Here is a 26,548-nt window from a genome sequence, read left to right as displayed (position 1 = left end):
AGAACGAAAGCCCGCTTCCTTCGTTTATTGTACCATAACGGCGGAGTTTCCGTTATCTTTTCTGCATGAAATAAAAGCGTGGTTCCACGGAAAATAAAGGCGAGACCTTGAACGCAGACTTGCCGTCGTCAAGTCCGGCGAAATTTTCCATATACGGCATTTCAATTCGAAATAATATTTAATTCAGATTATAAAATATTGAAGTAATATTCAGGCGGAAATATAATACAAATAATGTTGGTTTGAAAACGCTTTCCTTTTTATTCCCCAAGCCTCCATCCGCGCAGTGCCCCCTCCCCTCCCCGTTTCCAAAAAACCTCCAACCTTCATTCCTGTCCCAAGCAATCAACTGAAAGGTGGTGCCACTGATGTTTCCGCTTCCCCAAATGCGGTCCTTTCGGGCCAATATGTTTTGGCGGCATTTCGCTAATTATTTCGTACTGATCCTCATCCCGGTGATCGCCGCCAGCATTCTTGCCCATGTGCTGGTTGTCCGCCTGATCGAGGAGGATGCACGAAAACTGAGCGACGTGGTCATGAGCCGGTTCACGGAGCAGACCGACACGGCCTTCAATGCGCTGAAAACCAACATGATCAACATGCTGAGCACCTCAGGCATCCGCAGTCTGCTGAAGGAATCGGGAGATTCTTCGCCGGAGAACCGTCAGCGCTCCGAAATGATTCATGATTTGCGCGGGCAGCTCATCAAGCTCCAGTCGAGTGAACTGGTTTCAAAGGCTTATCTCGTTTTTGCGCACCATGATCTTGTCATTGACGGCGATACCTACACGAACAAATCGTATTACTTCAATATCCAGCACCCGCTCGAAGACAAGGACCGGACTCCGTTTTTCGCGTTATTTTCCGGCAAAAAAATGATGAGCTTCGTGGAACCGCTGGGAGAGGACATTCCTGCCCTGATGAGCTATCCGTTCAATACCGACGCGCCCGAGGTGTATCTGGTGGTAAACATTCGCCGGGATAAATTGCAAAACCTGATCCATGTTCGGCAGGATTGGGTCGCAGGCACGGCCATTGTCGGCAGCGGGGGGCAGGTGCTCAGCCAGGCAGGACCGATGAAAGAATGGAATGTTGCGGCACAGCTCGCGTCCGGCTTGAAAAATCCCCAGTTTAACGTAGCCGGGCAAAAGGCCGTTTCCCTCGTTCCTTCCGGGTTCGACGATTCGTGGTCTTACCTCAGCATGATTGATATGCAAACCCTTATGAAGCCCGCGGAAGTAACGCGTTTGATCAGTTGGGCGTTTCTTCTCTTCTTCGTGCTGATCGGCAGTATCGTTTCGTACCATTTAAGCCGCCGGATTTATAAACCGGTAATGGAGATTAAGGAAGGCTTGAAATCCCGCAGGAATGAAAACGACCATCCCCGGGACGGCAACGACTTCGATGTCATTAAGCGCTACTCCAGGTTGATTGTGTCCGAGAATGAACAGCTGTCCCAGCTGGTGAGCGGAATGACGCCGATCGTCCACGAGCATTTTATAGCCAAAATATTGCAGGGACAATACCGCGATGCCTTATCCATCGAAACCTATGCCCGGGAAATCGGGTTTGCGTACGGCAAAAAAACGGCCCGTACCGTGCTGTGCATCGCCTTTCATTACGAACGGGAGTACGAACAGCTGTCGGAATCCTCGAAATCCTTCCTGATGGCAGAGCTCAAGGAACGCATACGCGGCCTGGTTCCCGCCGCGCTCTGGCTGTGCCAGACCAAACCGGATACGCTGGCGTGCATCGTTCACCGCGACTTATTCCTTCAGCTGAACCCGGAAGAAGAGGCCGACATCGTGAAGCTGGCACTTCAGCTGTACGGCAAATATTTTAAAGCAACCATCGGCATCGGAAGCACCGTTCACGCGATGGAGGAGCTTCACGTATCTTACGAGCATGCATTGTCGGTCCTTCAGCGCAGAAGGCTCCATTCCGGCGTAGAAATCTGCGGTCAGGACAGCCCTCCGGAATCGGCCCGGTACGACAGCTATTTATCCGTACAAGAAGTCAACCGGATGCTGAACCAGTACAAGACGCGGGAACATGACAAGCTGCTGCAGTCGGCTTTTGAGGTGCTGGACGAAGGAGTGCGGGTGAATGCCACCGCCATGCAGGTCAAGCATTTGTGCTCCGACATTCTGAACACCTGGATCCGCGCCGTCGAAACGGAGCGGAAGGATTTCCACGTCCCCTTTTATGCCGGGCTGTTCGATACATTGAACCGCTGCATGACCATCGATGAGCTTCGATGTTCTTTTGAAGAGATTCACCGGCTCTTGTTCCCTGCAATTGAGGGCAAGGGCGAGGATAAACCGAAGAAGCTTGCGGATATCCTGAACTATATCCACGAGCATTACGATCAGGAGCTGTCCATCGAGTATTTTGCCGGAACCTTAAACATGTCCATCGGCCATTTCAGCCGGACCTTCAAAGAAGAAGTCGGGGAAAAATATGTCGAGTATATCGCCCGCTACCGCCTCATGAAAGCCAAGGAAATGTTACTTGAGACGGATTTGAAGATCGATGACATTGCCGAAAAGGTGGGTTACTGGGGACGCAACTCGTTTATCCGCATGTTCCGCAAATACGAGGGCATTACGCCGGCCAAGTACCGGACGCTGCATCAGCAGTAAAGGAGATTCCATTTTTTCCGGAGTCTCCTTTTTTCCTGAAAAAGCCGGTTTTCCCCGTTCATTCAGGTCCGCAAAAAAGGAATCGGCTGCTAAATAAACGCGCTTTACGGCCCGAGAAGGGTTGCATATAGTTAAACCCACGAAGGTCCTCTCATTATGAAAACGCTGTCATCTCATTCAAAAGGAGGTCGATGCTGTGTCCAAACGCGCCCAATTCTGGATCATGCTTAAAAAGCATAAGGTCCTGTACCTGCTCATGCTTCCCGGGATTCTGTACTACCTTATTTTTAAATATGTGCCCATGTACGGCATCATCATTGCCTTTCAGGACTTTTCCGTCGGCAGAGGCATCCTGGACAGCAAATTTGTCGGGCTGAAGCATTTTATCGAATTCTTCTATGTGACGCCGGATGCGTGGAAGCTGATCCGCAATACCGTTATGCTCAACGTTTATGACCTTCTGTTTCATTTCCCGGCCCCGATTCTGCTGGCCCTTCTCTTTCATGAAATCCGCAGCAAATTTTTCAAAAGGCTGGTGCAGAGCATCAGCTACATGCCGCATTTCCTGTCCACGGTGGTAATCGCAGGCATTCTCGTCACGTTTCTGTCCCCGACGACCGGCGTGGTCAATCATTTCCTGGTGAAGGTGTTCGGCATGGAGCCGATCATGTTCCTTGGCCTTCCCGAGTGGTTCCGGACGATTTACGTTGGCTCGGAAATCTGGCAGAAGATCGGCTGGGGGACGATCCTTTACTTGGCCGCGATTGCGGGCATTGATCCTACGCTGTACGAGGCCGCCAAAATGGACGGTGCCAACCGGTTCCAACAGATGCGCCATATCACGCTGATCGGGATGCTGCCCGTGATGATCATCTTGTTCGTGCTGACGCTGGGCAATTTCATGGAATCGGGCTTTCAGAAAATACTGCTCCTGTACAACTCCATGAACTATGAGACTTCGGACGTCATTAACACGTTCGTCTACCGGCGCGGCATTCTCGATGCCGACTTCAGCTTCGCCACGGCGGTGGGATTGTTCCAATCGGCCATCGGCCTGATCCTGATCGTCACGGCCAATCGGATCGTCCGGAAGCATTCCGCGACCAGTCTGTGGTAAAGGGGGATAACGATGAAAATCAAGGAAAGTCTCGGTTCCCGGGTATTCGACGTGCTTAATATCGTGCTTATGGTTCTGCTCATGGTCGTGATGGTATACCCGATGGTTTATGTATTCTCCGCATCCATCTCGAATAATGCCCTGGTCGCAAGCGGCGAGGTCCTGCTGTGGCCCAAAGATATTACCTTCATCGCCTACGAGCAGCTCATTTACAATCCGGATCTGTGGATCAGCTACTGGAATACGATCCGTTATACGGTGACGCAGGTGGTGCTGACGCTGCTGGTCACGTCCGCCATGGCCTATCCCTTGGCCAAAAAATGGCTGCCGGGACGCCGCTTTATCCTGCTGATGGCCGCCTTTACCCTGCTGTTCGGCGGAGGCATGATCCCTACCTTCCTGGTCGTCCAAAAATTAGGCATGCTGGACACGATCTGGGCGGTGGTCCTGCCCTCCCTGGTGAGCACCTGGTATTTGTTCATCATGCGGACGTTCTTTGAGGGGCTGCCCGAGGAGCTGGAGGATGCGGCAACGATTGACGGATGCGGGTCCTTTCAGGTGCTGCTTCGGATCGTGCTTCCGCTGTCGATGCCGGTCATGGCAACGATCGGGCTGTTCACGGCCGTGAATCAGTGGAACGCGTTTTTTGACGCGCTGATCTATCTGAACGACCGTACGCTGTACCCACTGCAAATTATGCTCCGCAATATTTTGATTGCCGGGACGAACGTGCAGGGCGAAGGCGATTTGAGCCATCTGGAAACGCTGAAGTACGCCATGATCATGATTGCCACGCTTCCGATCCTGTTCGTCTATCCGTTTATCCAGAAGTATTTTGTCCAGGGGGCGATGATCGGCAGCATCAAAGGATAGTTCTGGATTGCGTGCGATCCATGGCTATATGAATTTCTATGGGAATCCAATGAAAAGGGAGGCTGGAACGTGAAAAAAAGAAAATGGGCCGTACTTCTGGCGGTTTCAACGTTGGTGGGTCTGCTGGCAGCGGGTTGTTCCGACAAAAAGGCCGGTTCCGGGGGAACGGATTCGAACGAATCCGTGACGTTCTCCTGGCTTGTGTACGATCGCGTGGAAGGAAAGGTTCGCTCGGATTGGGAGATTTTCAAGGAAATCGAGAAGAAAACCGGGGTCAAGGCCAACTTTCAGGTCGTGAGCCAGGAGGGCCTGCCCGAAAAAAAGCAAATTATGATCGCGACCAATTCCGTCACCGATTTCATGCAGGTCGATACGCAGGAGGGCCGGGAACATGGTCCCGACAAGGTTTTCCTGAACCTGAACGACTACCTCGACAAAGCCCCTAATCTCAAGAAATTTTACGAAACCTACCCTGAGGCCAAAGCGGTTGCAACCGGCTCCGACGGCGGCATTTATACCGTTCCCGTCATCGAAGGAGACGCCGAAGGCAAAGGCTTCAACTTTATCTGGTACGCTCGCAAGGATATCTTGGACAAACACGGCTTGAAGGCGCCGACGAATATGGACGAATTTTATCAGTTCCTGAAGACGTTGAAGGAGAAGGAACCGAACTCCTATCCGCTCATTTCCAACGCGATTGTCGGCGATACGGGGCTGTATACGGTGTTCGGCAGAGCGTTTACCGGCATCCAAGGCTTCTACAACATCGACCCGACCACGGATAAGTACGCGTTTGCGCCTTACCATAAAGGCTACAAGGATGCCTTGGTGTTCCTGAACAAACTGTACGCGGAGAAGCTGCTGGATCCGGAATATTCGCTGCTGACCCAGGCCCAGTGGGAGGAGCGGATTCTTACGGGCAAATCGCTCGTGACCTACTTCTGGAAGGCGGACCTGGAGTCGCTTACGGAAAAAGCGCGCAAAGCCGGAACGGCCGGCTACGAGCTGGATGCCATCCCCATGTTCGCGGCGGGCGACGTAAAGAATTACCAATACTCCCGTCCGGTCATCGGCAGCGTGGGCCGCGCCATTTCGGCCAAGGTGAAGGATAAGGACAGAGCGGTCCAGTTCCTGGATTACCTGGTGAGCGAAGAAGGCTCGAACTATCTCTCCCTCGGCATCGAAGGCAAAACCTATACCATGGAAAACGGAAAGCCGGTGTACATGAAGGAATTCGGCACGTCGCCGTTTAATACGCTGCGCAAGGATTGGGGCGTCTGGTATGACCTGATCACCCTGAATAATGCCAAATCCCGCGAAGTGTGGGAACGGGGCTTAAGCGATAAGAGCAAGGACATCAACAAAAGATACGAGCCGTTTATTATCCCGGCACCGAAGCAAATCGTCAAAACCGAGGAAGAGCTGGAGCTTGAAAAATCCAAGCTCAACAACCTGAACAAATTCCTGGAGCAGCGGTTGACCGAGTTCGTGACCGGCAAGACGCCGATCAATGACGAAACGTACCAGCAGTTTATCGACGAAGCCAAAAAGCTGGGGGCGGACGATCTGCTGAACATGTACAATACGGCCTACGCCAGAACGTATGGCGGCAAATAATACCGCCGGAAATGGAGGGATTCCCTTTGTCCAAAAGTCTCAAGGTCATTGATGCGGACGTTCACAATGAACAGGACGATTCTGCCCTTGTGCCTTATCTGCCGGAGCCGTGGCGTTCCAGGGTCGAGAAATCGGGCGTCGGTTACGCGGGCTCCGGCTACTACTCGCCTGTCGGGGTGATGAAGAAAGACGCCATCCCGCCGGGGGGCGGCAAGGCCGGTTCCGACCCGGACTTGATGATCAAGCAGCTTGTAGAGCGTTACGATGTGGAATATGCCATTTTGACCGGCGTCGTCTATAACATCTCGGCCACGCATGACCCGGATTTTGCGGCGGCGATCTGCTCGGCCTACAATGATTTTCTGATCGCCGAGTGGCTCGGCAAACACCCTTCCTTTAAAGGAGCGGTGGCGGTTTCCACGCTGGACCCCGTGCTGGCCGCACGGGAGATCGACCGCGTGGGCGGCCATCCCGACATCGTCGAGGTGGTCATCTCGAGCGCGGCCCGGGGACCGCTCGGCCACCGTTACTATCACCCGATATACGAAGCGGCGGAGCGGAACGGCCTGCCCGTCGCCATCCATCCGGGAGCCGAAGGCGCGGGCAGCTCCACCGCCCCCACCGCGCCGGCTATCCGGCGAGATATATCGAATGGCACACGAATTTGTCGCAGACCTTCATGGCTCACCTCGTGAGCATCGTGACCGAGGGCGTATTCGTCAAATTGCCGGGACTCAAGCTGGTGCTTGTCGAAGGGGGCGTTTCCTGGCTGCCACCCTTGATGTGGCGGCTGGATAAGAACTACAAGGCTCTTCGGTCCACGGTGCCTTGGCTAAAACGGATGCCGAGCGAATACATCCGCGACCACTGCTTCCTGACGACGCAGCCGATCGAGGAGCCGGACAATCCGCAGCATCTGATCGATCTGTTCAATATGTTCGACGCGGAAAATATGCTCCTGTATTCCAGCGATTATCCACACTGGGACTTCGACGCGCCGGATATGATTCTGCGCAAGCTGAGTGCCGAGGCCAAGCGTAAAATTTTCTATGAAAACGCGAAAAAACTATACCATCTCTAACCACGGAGGGCGAACATGGCGGTTCATTTTGTGGCGGAAACGGCTGACGTTCCCGAGGGCGGACACATGGTCGTTCAAGTGGAGGGCCGGGAAATCGGCATCTACCGGATTAACGGGGAGTATTATGCGCTCAACAATTATTGCCCGCATCAGGGGGCGCCCATGTGTGCCGGGTACGTATCCGGCACCAACCTGCCTTCGGAAGTGTACGAATACGAATATGCCCGGAAGGGCGAGATTATCCGCTGTCCCTGGCACGGCTGGGAATTCGATATCAAGACCGGCAAATCTCTGTTCAGCGACAGGGTAAGGGTCAAAACCTACGAGGTCAGGATCGAAGACGGCAGGATCGGCGTCGTGTTTGGAAGGTAATGATTCGATCCGCGCTAGAAACGAAGCGGCCGCCCTTTTTGCGGGGCGGCCGCTTTTTTGCGGGAAGGATATGCTGGTCCACGTGCTTGACGGTACTACGCGGATCCACGTGCTTGACGTCCCTTGCGCTAACACGTGCATGGTGATCAACGTTTTTCCAAGCCACCCGCTCCCATTCAGACCTATCCCAGCCAGCTTGAGCCCTTACGGCGATAGACCTTGGAGTGCAGAATTCCTGATGACTTGCTAACGGACATAGGATCCGTTAAACACCGAAAAAATGTACGCCCCCAACCAAAATAGCCCTTTAACGGAACTGAGGTCCGTTAAAATTTCAACCAACGGTAATAAGCACGGTTAGCGGAACTCATGTCCGTTAGAGTCATAGAGTGACACGAAATCGATGTTTATACATCCTTATTCCTTGATCTTGTCCCACGGCGTGGAACGATCGTAATACGTATCGCACAGCTTAAACTCGCTTTCCTTGAAGAAGCAGCCGCGGTCCTCCATCGTATCGCGCACCGTCATTTTGGCCAAATCCATCATGTTATGGTCCCGGCTCAGGTGGGCAAGATACGCCCGCTTCGTATCCCCCGTCAGCAGCTCGCTGAGGGCATCCCCGGCGGAAACATTGGAGAGGTGGCCCATGTCGCCGAGAATCCGGCGTTTCGTATTCCATGGATACCGCCCCATCCGCAGCATCTCGATATCATGGTTCGCTTCGAGCACGAGGACGTCAGAGCCTTCGATGGCTTTCTTCACCTTATCGCTCACATAGCCGAGATCGGTCGCCACGCCCAGTTTCTCGTCCCCGTCATAAAAGCAGTAACCTACAGGCTCGGCAGCGTCATGGGAAATTTCGAACGGTTCCACGCGCAGCGTTCCGAAATCCTTCACCTCATGACTGTCCAGGACAATCCGGTTCTCCTCGGCAATGTTGCCGATCGATTTATTCATCGCTTCCCACGTTTTTTCGTTCGCGTACACCGGGAGATTGTATTTCCGCGCAACCGCGCCGAGACCTTTAATGTGGTCCGAGTGCTCGTGCGTGACCAGAATCGCGTCAATTTCCTCTCCTGACATATCCCGCTCCTTCAGCAGCTCATCGATCCGCCGCGCGCTGAGCCCGGCATCGATAAGCAGCGTCGCGTTCTCGTTCCGGACAACCGTAGCGTTGCCCGTCGAACCGCTCGACAGCACGGAAAAAGATATCGACATAATCCGATTACTCCTTTGCTTTCTCACTCTTGGGCGTAAAAACGTCTCCGCTGATGCCCTGTAAATAAATAACTTCGCCGCTATCCAGCGTAAACCTCCAGGCCGGCGCCGCCAGCTCTACTTCGGTATTAAACATCTGTCCGTAATACCCGAGTTGGATGTCCTTTACGGCCGATTTGGGCGGAATCACATTCCGTTCGATCAGCGTACCCAACGCTTTGGAAGCAGACAGCACCTTCTGTTCCTCCACATCTCCCGTCGGTTGGATCTCGAGGATCGGTTCGCGGAAGTACTCGATCTTTTGGCTTTGGTGGAACAGTTCCAGCTCCACGTTAAACAGCGGCCACTTCCCGTTCACGAGGGGACGGAACACAAAGACATCCTCCCGATCGGACTGCGGGTCATGGCGATATTGGTCGAGGTTCGGAATCTGTCCGCCGATGGCATTTTGCAGCTCCTTTATATCCGCATAGATCAGCTTGGTATCTACCGTATTCTCCAGCTTGACAGGTTTCCCCTGCGCCTCGGGACGGTATGTATAAGCAATCTTCGGCAGCCGGGGGGTGTCGGGAGGAATCGGGCTCAGTACCTGAATCCGGTTTTCCTCCATCAGCCGCTGGGTGCTCTCGGATAACGAGGTAAAGTCCAGACTGGAGCCGGCCTGCTCGCGCAGGTCCATCCACAGCTGGTAGCCAAGCACCAGATTCAGCAGCAGGAACGCGTAGATCAATACATTTTTGGCCCGTCCCCAGTCCATGAGTCAGCCTCCCTTGTTTACGAGAATCGCATCGTTTATTCCAGCGGCTTCAGCGTTCCATTCTGCAGCAGCACAGCCCAGACCGGAGTCAACTTCAGGCCTCCTTCCACTTGGGAAGGCAAATAGGCCGGCTGCAGGTCCAAGATCTTGAACTCTTCAGGCAGTTCTTTCAGTTTCTTCCGCAGCTTGTCTCCCGCAGGAAGGTTTACCATTTTTTTCTGCCGTTCTTCCGTTTCCACGTATAGCAGCGATCGTTCATAAGAAGTAACGGTCCCTTTCTGAAGCTCCAGCTTCATCAGTCCGTAGTTGAAACCCAGGGTATTCAGAATCGGGTATCCCCGATGATATTGCTGAAATTCCACCAAGGTCCGGTCCTCCGTGTCCTGCGATTCGCTCAACAGGTAGCTTCCGTTCCAGCCGCCATGCTGGTTTACAAAGTTAATGGCCGACAGCACGTCCTTGCCCGGACTGCTCTCGCCGGACGGGGGGGCTGCGGGATCCGTGTAATTGATCCAGTGCTGCCCCTGATCCACCTGCAAGCTGCGCTTGCTGTCCGTATAGATTTCCGAGCCGTCCCGTTCGCGGATGTTTCGCGTTATGCTTGGATCAAAGAACAGGCTGCGCTGCATTTGCTCCACCGTGTACATTCCTGTCGGAAGCTCTAGGCTTACCATACGCACAGGTTTCTCCGGGATATAATACGAGACTTCGTTATCCATCGTATAAGGCGTCCAATCCATGCCGAAATCCACAAGCTGCTGAATGTCTTGAACCGTCAAGTCGACCTGAGCGGCTTCGTATACGACATTCCCCTCCGTGCTGAAAAACAATGCGTGTACCATCGGCTCGCCTTCGATGCTGTACAGCCACATTTTATGAATGCTTTCGCCCTCGAACAAGGAATCGGGGGAAATCTGCATCACCCGCTGGAGCAGCGTTACCGGTATGCCGGAATCAAAGTTCAGCTCGATCCCTTTGCTCTCGGAACGAAGCTTGGACCAGTCCATGTTGCTCACGGTACGGCGTTGAAAACTCTCAAACGTCCGCCCCTTCACCCGGTTATATATTAAATCGTAAAACATCTGCCCCGGGTAAAACACCGTGTGTTTATTCCCGCTCAGATGGATAATCATCTTTTTCGGATAAATCAGGTTTTCCGTTTTTTCCTCCGGTCCCATATCTTCCGTCTTGATGTAGGAATTTTCCGATTGGACGACGGAATCGCTGCCGGGGAGACGGTATATGAGAAAATAACTCTGAAGCAAACTGCCGAGCACCAAAGCGGTCAACAGTCCGGTTTTTAAACGTTCCTTCACGTCGTCTCCCCCCCTTCTACATGCAGAGGCAGCGTGAAGGTCACCTTTGTGCCTTTTTCAAGCTCGGACTGCAGCGATATGGTGCCGCCATGATTCCGAACAATTTCCCGGGCAATGGACAATCCAAGTCCGGTGCCGCCCATATTGCGGGTCCGTGCTTTATCCACCCGATAAAAGCGTTCAAATATCCGATCCAGATCCTTCTTCGGAATCCCGATTCCGGTATCCGCCACCGACAGGGACAGCATGCTGTTGTCGGTTATGGCCGCTTCCATCGTAATGGTGCCGCCATCAGGCGTATATTTCAAGGCATTCGAAATGAGATTGTCCAATACCTGGTCAATCCCGTCCCGGTCCAGCATCGCCGTCGATACCCCCGGCTTGATGTCGATCACCGTACGCACGCCCTTCTGCTGCATCTGAAAAGAGAACCGGTCTTCTACATCCTCCAGCATTTCGACAATGTCGACCTGCTGCAGACGCAACGCGGCTTCTTTGGAGTCCAGCCGCGACAAATGCAGAAGATCCGTAACGAGCCGGATCATCCGCCCGGTTTCATTTTGGATGACACTGACAAAGCGCGGCGCCATCTGCTTATCGTCCAGCGCCCCATCCTCCAGCGCTTCGGTGTAACTCTTGATCGTGGTCAGCGGCGTCCGTAGCTCATGCGATACATTCGCCACAAATTCCCGGCGCGAAGCCTCCAGCTTCTCCTGCTCCGTCACGTCCTGCAGCACCGCGATCGTTCCGGTAATGCCAATCTCGCGCCGATGAATCGGCGTAAAGGTGACACGCATCATAAACGGCTGCCCGCCCTCCCGGGGCGTAATCTCCAACAGTTTAAAGTCGCTGACGCCGCCGCGTGCAAGCAATTCCGCCTCCGGATCTTCAAGCCCGAGCAGGGAGCCGATATCGCGCCCGGCGAGCTCCTCGCCCTCGACGCCGAGCATTTGCCCGGCACGGCGGTTCATCAGAATGACGCGTCCCGCTTCATCGGTTGCAATCACCCCGTCGCTCATGTTGGTGAGAATCGAGGCCAGCTTTTCCTTCTCTTCCTCGTTCTGCGCCAAAGCTTCCCGCAACCGGCTTGTCATATAATTGAACGTTTGGCTGAGCTGACCGATTTCGTCGCTGCCGAATACCGGCGTTTTCTCCGTAAACCGGCCCTCCGCCACCGCCCGGGCATGACGCGTCAATTCCTTGATCGGATGAGTAATGGTGTGGGACAGGATCACCCCAAGCACCGCGGTCAGGCCGAGCGCAAGAAGAATACCCGAAATAAAAATATTGTTGATCCACTGCATCGTTTCGTACAGTTCGCTCATGCTGGCAGCGATATAGATGGCCCCGACATTCTTCCCGTTATGGATGACCGGTTTCGCGACTACCTTCTTACGGATGCCGTCGGCGTCGATTATATTTTCCTCATTGTCGCTAATGCCCTGAAGCGCCCGGCTGACCACCGTCTGCGTATTCTTGGTATTGACATAGTCTGCATGGGAAGAGACCGAAGTTGTCAGCACTTTCCCCGTAGCATCCAACACTTGAATTTCGGCGCCGTCCAGGTTAAAAAGATTATTCACCATCACCTGCAGATTCTCGACCGGATCCTCGTCGGGGTCCGTTCCCGCCAGCGTTTTGGCTGCAAGCACCGACATCAGTTCCGCACGCTCCTGCAGATCGGTCGTGAAATTGCTTATCAGGGAGTTCTTCATCGCGCTTACGAAATACACGCCGATAAGCTGCATGGCGATGAGGATCAGCAATACATAGATGATAATGACCTTCGCCTGAATGGTACGGAAGAAGGACAACCACTTCATTACAATGCTCCATTTTTAGGACTGCGCATCAAATAGCCGAGCCCTCTGCGGGTCAGGATATATTCCGGCTTGCTCGGGTTTTCCTCGATCTTCTCCCGCAGCCGGCGGATCGTGACGTCCACGGTGCGGACATCCCCGAAATATTCAAAGCCCCATACCGCCTGCAGCAGATGTTCGCGCGTCATTACTTTGCCGGCGTTTCTGGCCAAATAATAAACAAGCTCATACTCGCGGTGCGTCAGATCGAGCGCTTCCCCGCTTTTGTACACCATGTACATATCCGTATCGATAAACAGCTCGAACAATCGCAGACCCTGCTTGTCCGTTTCGCCCGCGATTCCGGTGTTATCCGCCGGACCGCCCGGTTTATGCTGCCGGCGCATTTGCGCCTTTACGCGAGCCAGAAGCTCGCGCGTGCTGAACGGCTTCGTGACGTAATCGTCCGCCCCCAGTTCGAGGCCCAGCACCTTGTCGATCTCCCCGTCCTTTGCGGTTAGCATGATGATCGGAATCTGCAGGTTCGCGGCGCGCACCTCGCGGCACACGTCCATTCCGTCTTTCCCCGGCAGCATCAGATCCAGCAGCATCAGGTCGGGATGCTTGGACAGCGCCAGTTCCACCGCGCTGATTCCGTCAAATGCGCAAATGACCTCATAGCCTTCTTTTTCAAGATTGAATTTCAATATATCGGCGATGGGCTGTTCGTCATCCACCACCAAAATGGTCCCCTGCATCGTCACTTCTCACCTCATACCTTCACTTGAACGGTCTATCGTTCTATTTTAGCATACCTGGCTCCCCCTTACATCCGTTCACCGGGGGAAAGAATAATCTCCTTATAACAATGACATGGCCGCCCCGGTAAAGGAACGGCCATGTCATTGTTGTTATGATATATGAACCAATAATGGCTTATGTCGTCATTGGTAAGCCCAGTATAACACAAGATTAAAAATATTTCATAGGGTTTTGCTGGGCTCCGTTTTTGCGAATTTCAAAGTGAAGGTGAATGCCAGTGGAGCGGCCGGTGCTGCCCATAATGCCGAGCGTGCTTCCCTGCCCCACCGATTGGCCGTTGCGGACCGAAATGCTGCTCATATGTCCATACAGCGTCTGGTAACCATTTCCATGGTCGACGATAACGGCATTGCCGTAACTTCCCTGCCTTCCGGCAAATACCACCTTGCCTCCTGCCGCAGCCATAATGGTGCGTCCGCCTACCATATCAAGGCCTTCATGGGTCCGCCCCCACCGTGCGCCGTATGCGCTTGTAATACGGGCGCCGCTGACCGGCCATGCGAATAAGCGGCCGCTGGTCCGCTCAGTGGATACAGTCGGTTTTACCACCTTTTTCTGTACCTTCACCTTGGTCCCCTTATACACGACTTCCGGCAAAGCGGGCTCGACAACCTGCTGCCCTGTCCACTGCTTCGAGACAATCTTGCCGTTCTCCTTCGTCACCACATAGTTGACCCGCTTCACGCCGTCGCGTCCGTGACGGACAACCTTGCGTTTGCCCTTCGGCAGCTTATCGCTCGTGCGGACAATCGTTTCCGGCTTGCTGGCCATCTTCTCCGTTACCGTCTCCACGGTTTGCACCGTCAACGGGGATTCCGGACGGCTCAGCTCAAGGATCGTGCCGATCTGCATGTACTTCTCCTGCAGACCCGGGTTCAGCGCAACCACTTCGGCCCTTTTCATCCCGTGGGCTTTGGCGATGGAGGAGATGGTATCCCCTTCCTTGATCGTGTACTCCACCGGCTGTTCCTTCGTTGCGGTGAGCGCCTTGACGGCTTCCTGCTTATCCAGTATTTTGTTCGGGTCCGTCTTGGTTGGGGAGACCGATATGTCTTCCTTAATGTTGACCGATTTTACTTCGGCTCCCTTTGCCGGTGCATTTCCGCCCTTTACGGCTGAGGCGGACGTTTTCTTAAAGGCAACCGTGCGGGTCCCAACAGAATCGGGGACATACTTCGCTTTCGCCGCTTCAACGACGGCTTGGGCCGTTTGCTGATCCTTTACGATCGCCACCGTTTTACCATCCAGCTTCAGCTCGACGCCGCGGGCATAGGCCTTCAGCATGCCGTCCAGCTTGGCCAGGGTCTCCTCGGTTGTCACCACAGGTTTATAGTCCCGCGCCGCTTTTGTCGTAATGCCGTCGGTATAAAGCACCATCATGGCGTCAGGGTATTTCTCTTCATAGTACTTCTGCTTCGTTTCAAACAGCTTGTCCAACTGCTCGTCATCCTGGATCGTGCCTATATGCTCACCGTTCACGTAAACGTGATAAAACGGTATCGTATTCGCGTTTACATATGCTCTTCCTGCAAAAAACATCACGCCTGCCGTCAGCAAAATACCTGCGGGGATTACGATCCACTTGCGGGATTTGTACCATCTGTCCGTTCTTACATCAGTCTGGGTGCCGGATTCGTGTATGGGGTTTTCATTGTGTTTAGCGGAACGTCCGGTCTTCAAGCCGTTCATGACGTTTTCAACCCACCGCTTGCCTTTGAAACCTTTCATGCTCTTCTCCTTTTCAACCTGTATCCTTATGTACGAACCACTTGTGGTATGTCGTAAGCTGCGTCTCAAATTGATCCGTCTAAGCAGAAACGGCTTTGTCGTCCTTCCTCATGGACGATAGCGTTTCTGCGAGAAATATAATCCAAGCATAAATGGAATCTTACGCTTGCTTATATTTTCAAAAAGTATCAAAATCTTAACCTTTTAAGTCTCTGTTTACTTTAACATAGCATTTACTGTCGAAGCAAGTCTGCGCAAGACAGCGAAAAACCCGCGTCGGACGCGGGTTTCCTCGATTTTCCTATCATTTTGGATTCGTCGCTGATGACAAAATGGTGACATGGCGGCGCGCAGACCGGCTTTCAGGTTATTTTTGAAGCAGGTTCAGCAGCTTGTCGAATTCGTTTTTGCTCAAGTATTTGGAAATCCCCCGCTCGATTTCTTCCAGCTCCTCGGCCGTTAATCCGTCTTCCATGGCTTCGGATATTTTCTGCATTTCCGGCTGGGGCAGCTTATTCATCAGCAGCGTAAAAATCTCCTCTTTTTCTTTCATTGTCAGGCTACTCTTCTTGTCCATAAGCTCGTCCGGCGTCATCACCATCTGCTGGTCTACCTGGGTCGCCGATTCTCCGGCGTTTCCCATGACCGGAACGGAATCCTCCGGCGGAGGATTTTCCCCTTCCGCAGAAGGATCGCCGTCCTTTTGACCCCGTACGCTGCCCGAAGTCCCGCCATCTCTGCCGGCCTCGGAACCGGAGTCCGCCTCGGAGCCCGTATCGGAAGACAAGCCGTTGTCGCTGCTGCCGGCCGTACCATCCTTGGCGTCAGCGGCGGAATCATCCGCAGATGTGCCGGTCGTCCCTAAGCTACTGCCGAAAGGGTCTGCCCCCTCCTGCTTCTCTCCCGTTACGTTTTTTTCCGTATCCTTTGCCTTGGAGCTGTTCATGCCGAATACATTCTTCATGATGCCGCCAATCCCCATCGGCTGGCCTTCCAGCTGGATATTAAAACTGGCCAGCACCGATTGGATGTAGGCATTCACCACTATTCCCGTCGTGAGGATGGTCAATGTACTGACAAGTACGGCCGTAAGACTGATTTTTAGCAGCCATTTCAGCAGCTTCATATGCCTGCCTCCTTCTTCTAGCAAGTCCGAAATGACCTTAATGATCATTGCTTTCTTTATCCAGTATGGACGGCATGAAGATGGTTCAACCTCTTAAAGTGCCGGTTTTTATATTTTTTAATATTCATTTTTGCTTGCCATGCGGCCTTTCGCCGCTATGCCTTATCTTATTTTGGGTAAAACCAGGGTCGTGCTATGATATCTATGAATTCAGCCATGCAGGATCATATATGACGATCAAGGAGGATATTTCCGTTATGGTTATTCATATTTTAGTTGCAGATGACGATTCCCACATCCGGGAGTTATTGAGATACCACCTTCAGCTTGAAGGCTATGCCGTGTTTGAAGCGGCCGACGGAGAAGAGGCTTCCGCCTGCCTCGAGCGGGAGCAGATTCACCTGGCCGTCGTCGATATCATGATGCCCAATAAGAACGGCTACCAGCTGTGCGAAGAGATTCGGAGAGACTATGATTTTCCCGTTATTCTGCTTACCGCCAAAGACCAACTGATCGACAAAGAAAGAGGTTTTGCCGTCGGTACCGACGATTATGTCACCAAGCCGTTCGAGCCAAAAGAGCTGCTGTTTCGAATTAAGGCGCTGCTTCGGCGTTATCAGATGGTCAGCGCCGACAAGATCCAGATTCATGATACCGTGATTGACCGCAAGAGCTACGAAATTTACGGACACGGCAAAGTGCTGATGCTCCCGATGAAGGAGTTTGAGCTGCTCTCCCAGCTGGCAAGCTACCCGGACCGGACCTTTACCCGGGACGAGCTGATCCGGCTGATATGGGGCTCCGATTTCGACGGAGACGACCGGACGGTGGACGTGCATATCAAGCGTCTGCGGGAACGTTTTGCGGACCGGAGCGAAGACTTTACGATTCGGACGGTCCGGGGCGTCGGATACAAGCTGGAGGTCAAGGCAAAGTGAAGACACTTTACTCCCGAATCGTCTTAACGACCATAGGCATTCTGCTCTTAAGCAGCTTTACGGCGTTCATCCTGTCCAATTTGTATTACCAGTACAATCTGAAAGGATTTAACGACCGAAAAATCACGTCCATGGCTCATGATATCGAACGCTTCTATACCCGTTACCCGGACGTCCAAGCCCGGGACTATCTGGAGCATGTCGGCAAGCTGGGCTATCAGATTTATCTGGTTGACGAACATGGCAAGGGCGAGTATTACGGCGGGGAATTCAGAAATACGGAGCTTGCGCCGGAGATCATTCGGCAAGTCCTCGGAGGGGAGACGTATCATGGCATCCGCAACTTTCCATCCGGGCTGTTTATTACCGGTTTTTTTGACAATGACCTGAATAACTCCATCGGCGTTCCGATTGAGATCGGCGGAGCGACCCATGCTCTTTTTCTGCGCCCCGACGTCACGGTGCAGTTCGGCGAGATGCGCATCTTTTTCTCCATCATCTTGCTGATTTCCATCCTGCTCTGCATTCTGCTTGTCGGCATTGTTACGCGGCATATTGTAAAGCCCATCGTGAAACTGACGGAGGCGACCCAACACATTTCCCAGGGCAAATACGATTTGAAGCTGGACGTCAAGCGGCAGGATGAAATCGGCAAGCTGGCCGATCATTTTTCCCGCATGGCCAAAGGTCTGGAACAGCTGGAGCAGATGCGCCAGGAATTTGTCTCGAACGTGTCCCACGAGATTCAGTCTCCGCTCGCTTCGATTCAGGGCTTCTCGCAGACGCTGCAATCCCAGAACCTGTCCGCGGAACAGCAGCAGCGCTATTTATCCATTATCGAGGAGGAAAGCCGGCGTATGTCCCATTTGAGCAAACAGCTGTTAATGCTGGCCTCGCTCGATAAGGAAGACAACCTGATAGACAAAACCCCGTTTGATTTGGCAGACCAAATCAGACAGGTACTGACCGTGACGGAATGGAGCTGGCGCAGCAAGGACCTGGCCATGGACCTGGAGCTCCCCTCCCTCTACGTTCATGGGGATCCGCAGCTGCTGCATCAGGTATGGACCAACCTCTTGACCAACAGCATCAAATTTACGGAAGAGGGCGGTACCATTACGATCCGCCTGTCGCGGCAGAATAACCTGTGCAGCGTCGAAATTTCGGATACGGGAATTGGAATTTCGGAGAGCGACCTCCCCCATATTTTTAACCGGTTCTATAAAGCGGACACCGCCCGGGACCGGAAAGAGAACAGCACCGGACTCGGCCTCTCCATTACCAAGAAAATCATCGATCTTCATCACGGACATATCGAGGTGAAAAGCCGTCCCGGGGAAGGAACGACGTTTCGGGTACGCCTTCCTGCCGTTTAAGATTCGGCTCATCCCCCGTTCATTTTCCGTTCATATAACCTTTTTATACTGATATCAAGGTCGAGACAAGAAGGGATCACCTGCTTACAGTACATAAAGGAATGGAGATGAAATGGTATGTTTCTTGCCCTGCGCGAACTCAAACATGCAAAGCTGCGTTATTTGTTAATCGGGTTCATTATGGTGCTGATCGCCTGGCTGGTGCTTTTTGTAACGGGACTGGCCCAGGGACTGGCTTCCGATAATGCCTCTTCCATCAAAAATATGAAAGCGGACTACCTTGTCCTGGAAAAAGAATCGGATCAGCGCTTAAGCCGATCCATCCTGACCGAGGATAACTGGAAGGACATCCGTCAAGCCATTGGCGAGTCGTCAGCTACTCCGCTCGGCATTCAAATGACGACGCTGACCCGAGGAAACTCGCCCGCCAAGGTGGATGCCGCCTTTTTTGCGATCGATACGGACCATATGCTAGCTCCGAAGGTTGTGGAAGGCAAAATGATCGCCAAAACCAAAGCCGATGAGGTGCTGGCTGACGTCTCATTGAAAGAAGAGGATTTCAAGCTCGGCGATCAGGTCATCGACCAGGCATCCGGCCAAACGTTCACCATCGTCGGCTTTACGGAGGGACAATCCTTCAGCCACGCGCCCGTCCTTCATATGAATGATGAAGGCTGGGCCTCGATACATCCGTCGGATTCCAAGCGCGGCGTGTTCTTTAACGCGGTTGCGATCCATGCCGATCCAAACAAGGCGGACGCCCTTGTCAAGAAGGTTGAAGGCATTGACGTCATCAGCAAAGACCAGGCCCTGAAGGGAATACCGGGGTACAAGGAAGAGCAGGGATCGCTCATCATGATGATTGCTTTCCTGTTTGTCATTGCCGCGTTTGTCTTGGCCGTATTCTTTTATGTCATCACGATTCAGAAAATGAACCAGTTTGGCGTTCTGAAGGCCATCGGGGCACAATCCGGTTATTTGGCGCGAAACCTGATCATGCAGGTCCTGCTTCTGTCGGTCGTGAGCCTGCTTGTCAGCATCGGACTGACTTATGGAGCAGCCGCCGCAATCGGGAACCGCATTCCGTTTGACCTGCCCCCGTCGCTGGTTCTGGTCTCGGCCGGATTGTTCCTGCTCGTGTCGCTCGCGGGTTCCCTGTTGTCACTCTACCGTGTCGTCAAAATTGATGCTATCGAAGCCATCGGGAGGGCTGCATAATGAATGACAAATTGGTATTCGACCATGTCAGCAAAGAATTTGGGGATGGAGACGTCTCGGTTAAAGTGCTGGATGAGGTATCGCTCACGGTAAAGGCCGGGGAATTTGTTGCCGTCGTCGGTCCTTCCGGATCCGGCAAGTCCACGTTCCTCTCGATTGCCGGTGCCTTGCTGTCGCCGTCCAGCGGCCGCGTTATGATCGGCGGCAGGGAAGTGGACAAGTTATCCGCCAAGAAAATGAACGAAGTGCGGCTGGACAACATCGGTTTTATTTTTCAATCGTCCAATCTCATTCCTTATCTGACCGTTCGCGACCAGCTGCTGCTTATTTCGAAGCTGGCCGGCAAATCCAAGCGGGATAGCGATAAGCTGGCGGACGATCTGCTGAATCGGCTGGGGCTGTCACACCGCATGAACCATTACCCGGAAAGCCTGTCGGGCGGTGAGCGGCAGCGGGTTGCGATTGCGCGGGCGTGGATGAACGACCCCGAGCTCATTTTGGCCGATGAACCGACGGCAAGCCTGGATTCGGAGCGGGGACGCACGGTGGTCCAAATGCTCGCGGATGAAGTGAAACTGCGGCAAAAGGCGGCGGTTATGGTTACCCATGACCAGCGAATGCTCGATTTGTGCGACCGTATCGTATACATCGAAGACGGCAAGCTCTCTGAGCGGCCGATGATGGCCTGAAACAAGCGGGAGACGAATTCGTCTTCCTTCTTAAAAACGACGAAGCGCGAGTTGCTTTAAGCAAAAAAAGATCGGCCCTCTATAGATGAAAGGGCCGATCTTTTTATTTGTCATGCTGTTCGCGCTGCAAGCGGCTTTCCGCGGGATCCCCAAATCCATCGTAAAACATTGTAACTGACCGCTTGACAACGTCTGCCCTGCACATTCGTGCAGGTTGTTTATACTGACATTATAGGGTCTGGCGCCAACGATTTAAGGGATATATATTTCCAATCACAGGATAAATTCCTCTAATACGTTAGACGTTTCTTCTATATAGGATTGTAAAAAAAGCCCGCCGATTCGAGCGAGGTCTTCAAGGACCTCGATCTAACGGCAGGCTTTTTCCTACAGCTTTGAGGTTTTACAAATAAATCGGCAGTACCTGGTTCGTCTGCTCCCGGTTGCGTCCGACCGAGAAGATGGCAATCGGGATACCGGTTAGCTCCGACACCCGCTGCACATAACGACGGGTATTCTCAGGCAGATCCTCGAGCGTTTTCGCGCCGGAGATGTCCTCGCTCCAGCCGGGAAGCTCTTCATATACCGCTTCGCATTCCGCCAGCATCTTCAAGCTTGCCGGATAATGGGTAATTTCTTCGCCACGGTATTTGTAAGCCGTGCAGATTTTAACGGTTTCCAATCCGCACAACACGTCAAGCGAGTTCAGGGACAGGCCGGTAATCCCGCTAACGCGGCGGGCATGCCGAACCACGACGCTGTCGAACCAGCCCACGCGGCGGGCGCGTCCGGTTACGGTTCCGTACTCGTGACCTTTTTCGCGAATGTACTCGCCGATTTCATTGTTCAGCTCGGTTGGGAAAGGTCCGTCGCCGACACGGGTCGTGTATGATTTAGCCACCCCGATCACCTGCTGAATCTTCGATGGTCCCACGCCGGAGCCGATACATACGCCGCCGGCGGATGGGTTTGAAGACGTTACGAAAGGATAGGTGCCCTGGTCGATGTCCAGCATGACGCCCTGCGCCCCTTCGAACAACACCTTCTTGTCGGTATCAATCGCATCGTTCAGAACAACGGAGGTATCGCGCACGTAAGGTCTGATTCGTTCCGCATATTCCAGGTACTGCTTCAGAACCTCTTCAACATCGAGTTCCTCGCCGCCGTATACCTGGGAAATCACCTGGTTCTTCTCTTTCATCAGATGACGAAGCTTGAGCTCGAACTCCTCCGCATCCATCAAATCGGCGATGCGAATCCCGTTCCGTGCCGCTTTATCCATATAACAAGGACCGATTCCTTTGCGCGTCGTACCGATCTTATTCGGTCCTTTGCGGTCTTCCTCAAGCGCGTCGAGCACCATGTGGTAAGGCATGATGACATGCGCACGATCGCTGATCACGAGATTGTCGGTGCTGAAGCCATTATCGTGAATGTATTTGATCTCTTCAAGCAGCGCAGCCGGATTCACGACCATGCCGTTGCCGATTACGCAGGTTTTATCTTTATAAAATACGCCGGATGGAATCAAGCTGAGTTTAAACTTTTTGCCGTCAATCAGAATGGTATGGCCGGCGTTATTACCGCCCTGGTAGCGGGCTACCACGTCAGCGCTCTCCGCCAGATAATCCGTGATCTTCCCTTTTCCTTCGTCTCCCCATTGTGTTCCCACAACGACTACCGTTGACATATTCATTCCTCCGCCCGGTGATTGGCCACCTTGTATTATTTCGCATTCGTTTCATGGACATACTACGTTTACTGTCGTCACTGCCACTGTCAAGGCAGCAATATTAGTGTAACAGTCCGCTTTTTTAAAGTCAAATAAAAAACGAACAATTGCACATGGGTGTGTGCGATTGTTCGGGATTTAGAAGATATACCAGCAGATTCGTCCTGGGTAAGCTACCAAAATGAAGTAGAAACGTCCATCGTTCCTCTCATAAGACGAAGAAGGTCTGATAGAAACAATAAAGCCAAGCATAAATAAAGAGCTTATGCTTGGCTTATATTTTATATATTTTGTTATCCAAAAAATGAATGGAGTCCCGTTAGGCTAACCGGCGGCAAATGCATCGGCGTGCGTACGCTCGTAGTTGACAAACTTATTGAAATTTTTCAAGAACACCAGCTCGACCGTTCCTACCGGGCCGTTACGCTGCTTGGCGATAATAATTTCGATAATATTTTTCTTTTCCGTTTCCTGATTGTAATAGTCATCCCGGTACAGAAAGGCTACGATATCCGCATCCTGCTCGATCGACCCGGATTCCCGCAGGTCACTCATCATCGGACGCTTGTCCTGACGCTGCTCTACGCCCCGGCTGAGCTGTGACAGCGCAATGACAGGCACCTCAAGCTCACGGGCAATCTGCTTCAGCGTACGGGAGATCTCGGAAACTTCCTGCTGACGGTTTTCTCCGGCCTTGCCGCGCCCGTGGATCAGCTGAAGATAGTCGATCAGGATCATGCCGAGCCCCTTCTCTTTCTTTAAACGGCGGCATTTGGCGCGAATATCCGCAACCGTTACGCCGGGAGTATCATCGATGTAGATTTCGGCCTCCGACAAGGCCGCGATGCCCATCGTAAGCTTGGCCCAATCCTCGTCTCCCTTAAAGTCGCCGTTCCGCATCACGCCCGCGTCGAGGTTGGCCTCCGCGCAGATCATCCGCTGGACCAGCTGCGGCGCCGACATCTCCAGACTGAAGATGGCTACCGTTTCTTTGGCGCGAATGGCTACATTTTGGGCAATGTTAAGGGCAAACGCCGTCTTGCCTACCGACGGACGGGCTGCCACGATGATGAGGTCGCTTCGCTGGAATCCGCTCGTCATTTTGTCCAGGTCAACGAAACCTGAGGGAATCCCCGTCGTGCTTCCCCGGTTCTGATGCAGAACCTCCACCTTCTCGAACACTTCCATCAGCACGTCGCGTATCGCGATAAAGCCGCTGCCTGTTCTGCGGTTGGAGATTTCCAGGATCCGGCGCTCCGCTTCGCTAAGCATGCCGGACACGTCTTCGCCGCCGGTATATCCTTCGCTTACGATCTGGGTTGCCGTGCGGATCAGACGCCGGAGCATCGATTTTTCCTCAATGATCTGAGCGTAATAATCTACGTTAGCCGCCGTTGGAACCCCGTGGGCAAGCTTCGCCAAATAGCTGACGCCGCCGACCTCTTCCAACTGGCCTTTATCCTGAAGGCGGGAAGTGAGAGTCACCAGATCGATCGGCTGGCTCTCTTCTCCAAGCTGCACCATGGCCTCATAAATCATCTGGTGCGACTTATCGTAGAAATCCTCGCTCTGCACCCGCTCCATCGCCGTAATTAGCGCCTCGCTCTGCAGCAGGACGGCACCGAGCACCGCCTGCTCCGCTTCGAGGTTCTGGGGAGGGATCCGATCGAAATAGAGTTCTCCGCCCATTCTTATTCCTCCGTGATTTGAACCTTGAGCGTCGCCTTGACGTCAGGGTGAAGCTTTACAGGCACCTGGGTTACGCCCAGGTGGCGGATCGGCTCGCTCAGTTCAATTTTGCGTTTGTCGATTTTGATTTTTTGAGCGGCCAGCGCTTCGGCAATTTGCTTGCTCGTGATGGCGCCGAACAGACGGCCGCCCTCGCCGGACTTCGCTTTCAGCGTAACCGTCATTTCTTCGAGCTGTTTACCTAGCGCGACGGCATCTTCCTTCTCCTGCTGCTTGCGTTTCTGTTCCGATGCGTTTTGCTGTTCCAGCGTTTTCATGTTGCCTTCCGTCGCCGGACGCGCTACCCCGCGCGGGAACAGGAAATTTGTAGCGTAACCTTCCGATACCTCTTTCACTTCGCCTTTCTTGCCTTGACCCTTCATATCTTTAATAAAAATGACTTTCATTCGAATAACCCCTCTTTCGCTTCAATGTCTTCCAGCACTTCCAGCAATGCGGCTTCCGCCTCTTCCAGCGTCATTTCGAGCTGCACGGCCGCATTGGTCAAGTGACCGCCGCCTCCAAGCCTTTCCATGACCACCTGCACGTTCATCCGGCCCATCGACCTTGCGCTGATGCCGATTTGCCCGTCCGTCCGCTCGCTGATGACAAAGGAAGCCTGGACGTCCGTCATATTCAGCAGCATATCCGCCGCCTGCGCAATAAGCAGTTGGGGAATTTGCTGCCCCGGATGCGTCACCGCCAGCGCGATATGCCCATATACCATTCTAGCATGTTTTATGATCTCTGCCTTAGCGATAAATTCTGTCAGGTCTTCTTTTAACACCCGCTGTATCATCACCGTATCCGCTCCGTGGCGTCTCAAGAAGCCGGCCGCCTCAAATGTCCGGGAACCGGTATGGAGCGCAAAATGCTTCGTATCCACCGTGATACCCGCCAGAAGCGCCGTCGCCTCAAGCGGCGACAAAGACACCCGGTCGTGAATGTACTGGAGCACCTCGGTCACCAGCTCGCACGCGGAGGAAGCATACGGCTCCAGATACACAAGTACGGCATCGTTGATGAATTCCTCGCCGCGCCGGTGGTGATCGATCACGACAACCCGGCCCGCCTGTTTCACGAGCCTCGGCTCCATCGTCATGGACGCTTTGTGCGTATCCACGACGACAAGGAGGGTATGCCCGGTCAGCATCTGAAGGGCTTGTTCCGTCGATATAAACCGGCTGGCCAAACTCTCGTCCTTGCGTACTTCGTCCATAATGCGCTGCACGGACGGATTTAAGCCTTCAAGCACGATATGGGCTTCCACTTTGTACAACTGCGCAGCCTTCAGCACGCCGATCGAGGCACCGATGACGTCCATGTCCGGCATCTTGTGGCCCATAATCAGTACGCGGTCGCTTTCCTGCATCAGATCGCGCAGCGCATGGGAGATGACGCGGGCACGGACCCGCGTCCGCTTCTCGACGGCATTGGATTTCCCGCCGTAGAAGGAAAGCCGCTGCCCGGCCTTCACGGCCGCTTGGTCGCCCCCCCGTCCAAGCGCCATATCCAAGCTGGATTGCGCCAGCTGGCCAAGCTCCGTTACATCTTCCGTTCCGAATGCCAGACCCACGCTTAAAGTCAGCGGCACCTTTAGATCGGCAGTCATCTCGCGAACCTCGTCCAGAATAACGAACCGGCTGTTCTCCAGCGCGTCCAGGGATCTTTTGTTCAGCATCATCAAGAACCGCTCCGAAGAAAGCCTCCGCAAATATACGTTGAACTCCCGGGCCCAATCCGTCAATTCACTGCTGACCTTGGCAAGAAGCGCCGTCCGCTGTTGATCGTCCATCCCCTGGGCGGCTTCGTCCACGTTGTCCATCAGCATGATGCCAAGCGCCAGCCGTTCCTCTTCATAACGCTGACGGAGAACGGCCAGCTCCGTTATTTCATCCAGATAAATAAGCCGCTCTTCGGGGATCACGGTAGCACCGTAATACTTTTGATCATGGCTGAGCTCCAGCCGCAACTCCTTCGGATAACCTTCCTTGGATTCCTTTTTGTCGCGCAGGGCATCCGTCAGCTGGGGAAACAGCTCGTTCAGGGACATGCCCACCAGCGTTTGATGCGGGAACATATTCACCACGAACTGGTTATGCCATTCCACCGTTTTATCCTCGCTGTACAGCACAATGCCGAATGGGAGAACGCTAACCGCCTCGCCCTCGACTCTTCGGATCCGGAAAGATAGATCGCCGATGTATTCCACCAGATCGCTGCGGAATTTCATCTCCGCTTTCAGCATGGCGTATCCGCTCAGGAGCGCAAGCAGCAGACCCACCAATCCGAGCCAAGTGTTATATAAAGACACAAATATAACAAGCAGCAGCACCAGCGCGAACGCCCAGACGGTATGATAGCCGTGCCAGCGTTTCTGCAGAAATTTAGGCATG

General features: G+C 53.4%; 20 protein-coding genes and 1 pseudogene. 10 read left to right on the top strand and 11 right to left on the bottom strand.

The genetic code is table 11. The annotated features are described in order from the left end of the window. Positions 1-368: 368 nt before the first annotated feature. The 6 genes and pseudogenes from XI25_RS07390 to XI25_RS07365 all read left to right on the top strand — a co-directional run bounded on the left by XI25_RS07390 (position 369) and on the right by XI25_RS07365 (position 7,702). On the top strand, positions 369-2,642 hold the full coding sequence (locus XI25_RS07390) for a helix-turn-helix domain-containing protein (protein WP_046678035.1): 2,274 nt from the start codon (positions 369-371) through the stop codon (positions 2,640-2,642). A 223-nt stretch (positions 2,643-2,865) separates the two neighbouring features. Further along, positions 2,866-3,759 carry an ABC transporter permease gene (locus XI25_RS07385; protein ID WP_442950363.1) on the top strand — a complete coding sequence of 298 codons (894 nt, stop codon included), beginning with the start codon at positions 2,866-2,868 and terminating at the stop codon, positions 3,757-3,759. Between the two features lie 12 nt (positions 3,760-3,771). Beyond that, the gene (locus tag XI25_RS07380) at positions 3,772-4,632 is read left to right on the top strand and encodes a carbohydrate ABC transporter permease (protein WP_046678033.1); all 861 of its coding nucleotides are present in this window, start codon (positions 3,772-3,774) and stop codon (positions 4,630-4,632) included. 69 nt (positions 4,633-4,701) lie between these two features. After that, the gene (locus XI25_RS07375; RefSeq protein WP_046678032.1) at positions 4,702-6,249 is read left to right on the top strand and encodes an extracellular solute-binding protein; all 1,548 of its coding nucleotides are present in this window, start codon (positions 4,702-4,704) and stop codon (positions 6,247-6,249) included. Between the two features lie 11 nt (positions 6,250-6,260). Continuing rightward, positions 6,261-7,330, top strand: a pseudogene (locus XI25_RS07370) (amidohydrolase family protein). A gap of 15 nt (positions 7,331-7,345) precedes the next feature. Continuing rightward, entirely contained in the window at positions 7,346-7,702 is a 357-nt protein-coding gene (locus tag XI25_RS07365) for a Rieske (2Fe-2S) protein (protein WP_046678031.1), read from the top strand. 417 nt (positions 7,703-8,119) lie between these two features. Here the strand turns inward: XI25_RS07365 and XI25_RS07360 are convergent, their stop codons facing one another. The 7 genes from XI25_RS07360 to XI25_RS07330 form a co-directional block, all read right to left on the bottom strand. Next, positions 8,120-8,923 carry an MBL fold metallo-hydrolase gene (locus XI25_RS07360; protein WP_046678030.1) on the bottom strand — a complete coding sequence of 268 codons (804 nt, stop codon included), beginning with the start codon at positions 8,921-8,923 and terminating at the stop codon, positions 8,120-8,122. Between the two features lie 7 nt (positions 8,924-8,930). After that, the gene (gene yycI / locus XI25_RS07355) at positions 8,931-9,680 is read right to left on the bottom strand and encodes a two-component system regulatory protein YycI (RefSeq protein WP_046678029.1); all 750 of its coding nucleotides are present in this window, start codon (positions 9,678-9,680) and stop codon (positions 8,931-8,933) included. Positions 9,681-9,715: 35 nt separating this feature from the next. Next, a complete protein-coding gene (locus tag XI25_RS07350) occupies positions 9,716-10,996 on the bottom strand; it encodes a YycH family regulatory protein (protein ID WP_046678028.1) in 1,281 nt (426 codons plus the stop codon). Further along, a complete protein-coding gene (gene walK / locus XI25_RS07345) occupies positions 10,993-12,819 on the bottom strand; it encodes a cell wall metabolism sensor histidine kinase WalK (protein WP_046678027.1) in 1,827 nt (608 codons plus the stop codon). Before walK ends, XI25_RS07350 begins: the two co-directional genes overlap by 4 nt. After that, the gene (yycF, locus tag XI25_RS07340) at positions 12,819-13,553 is read right to left on the bottom strand and encodes a response regulator YycF (RefSeq protein WP_046678026.1); all 735 of its coding nucleotides are present in this window, start codon (positions 13,551-13,553) and stop codon (positions 12,819-12,821) included. Before yycF ends, walK begins: the two co-directional genes overlap by 1 nt. A gap of 214 nt (positions 13,554-13,767) precedes the next feature. Beyond that, a complete protein-coding gene (locus XI25_RS07335) occupies positions 13,768-15,345 on the bottom strand; it encodes a M23 family metallopeptidase (RefSeq protein WP_046678025.1) in 1,578 nt (525 codons plus the stop codon). Positions 15,346-15,712: 367 nt separating this feature from the next. Continuing rightward, positions 15,713-16,471: a hypothetical protein gene (locus XI25_RS07330; RefSeq protein ID WP_046678024.1), complete on the bottom strand. Its 759-nt coding sequence runs from the start codon at positions 16,469-16,471 to the stop codon at positions 15,713-15,715. Between the two features lie 230 nt (positions 16,472-16,701). Here XI25_RS07330 and XI25_RS07325 point away from each other — a divergent pair, with 230 nt between their 5' ends. The 4 genes from XI25_RS07325 (at position 16,702) to XI25_RS07310 (ending at position 20,692) form a co-directional block, all read left to right on the top strand. Next, positions 16,702-17,409: a response regulator transcription factor gene (locus tag XI25_RS07325; protein WP_235439725.1), complete on the top strand. Its 708-nt coding sequence runs from the start codon at positions 16,702-16,704 to the stop codon at positions 17,407-17,409. Further along, entirely contained in the window at positions 17,406-18,785 is a 1,380-nt protein-coding gene (locus tag XI25_RS07320; RefSeq protein ID WP_046678023.1) for a HAMP domain-containing sensor histidine kinase, read from the top strand. The genes XI25_RS07325 and XI25_RS07320 overlap by 4 nt, the downstream gene beginning before the upstream one ends. A gap of 117 nt (positions 18,786-18,902) precedes the next feature. Further along, positions 18,903-20,003 (top strand): ABC transporter permease, encoded by a 1,101-nt coding sequence (locus XI25_RS07315; protein ID WP_046678022.1) that lies wholly within the window; start codon positions 18,903-18,905, stop codon positions 20,001-20,003. Then, positions 20,003-20,692, top strand: coding sequence for an ABC transporter ATP-binding protein (locus tag XI25_RS07310; RefSeq protein WP_046678021.1), 690 nt, complete (start codon positions 20,003-20,005; stop codon positions 20,690-20,692). Before XI25_RS07315 ends, XI25_RS07310 begins: the two co-directional genes overlap by 1 nt. A 403-nt stretch (positions 20,693-21,095) precedes the next feature. On the opposite strand, the gene XI25_RS07305 is transcribed toward XI25_RS07310, so the two are convergent. The 4 genes from XI25_RS07305 to XI25_RS07290 all read right to left on the bottom strand — a co-directional run bounded on the left by XI25_RS07305 (position 21,096) and on the right by XI25_RS07290 (position 26,547). Continuing rightward, positions 21,096-22,382, bottom strand: a complete 1,287-nt coding sequence (locus XI25_RS07305) for an adenylosuccinate synthase (RefSeq protein ID WP_046678020.1) — start codon at positions 22,380-22,382, stop codon at positions 21,096-21,098. A gap of 366 nt (positions 22,383-22,748) precedes the next feature. Continuing rightward, positions 22,749-24,113, bottom strand: coding sequence for a replicative DNA helicase (gene dnaB, locus XI25_RS07300; protein WP_046678019.1), 1,365 nt, complete (start codon positions 24,111-24,113; stop codon positions 22,749-22,751). Positions 24,114-24,115: 2 nt separating this feature from the next. Beyond that, positions 24,116-24,559, bottom strand: coding sequence for a 50S ribosomal protein L9 (rplI, locus tag XI25_RS07295; protein WP_046678018.1), 444 nt, complete (start codon positions 24,557-24,559; stop codon positions 24,116-24,118). Then, on the bottom strand, positions 24,556-26,547 hold the full coding sequence (locus tag XI25_RS07290; RefSeq protein ID WP_046678017.1) for a DHH family phosphoesterase: 1,992 nt from the start codon (positions 26,545-26,547) through the stop codon (positions 24,556-24,558). Before XI25_RS07290 ends, rplI begins: the two co-directional genes overlap by 4 nt. Position 26,548: the final 1 nt, after the last annotated feature.

It is taken from the genome of Paenibacillus sp. DMB20 (assembly GCF_000987955.1).
Taxonomy (GTDB): Bacteria; Bacillota; Bacilli; order Paenibacillales; family Paenibacillaceae; genus Paenibacillus_AQ.
Note: the sequence above shows the minus strand (reverse complement) of the source record. Positions and strands in the feature narration are given on the sequence as shown.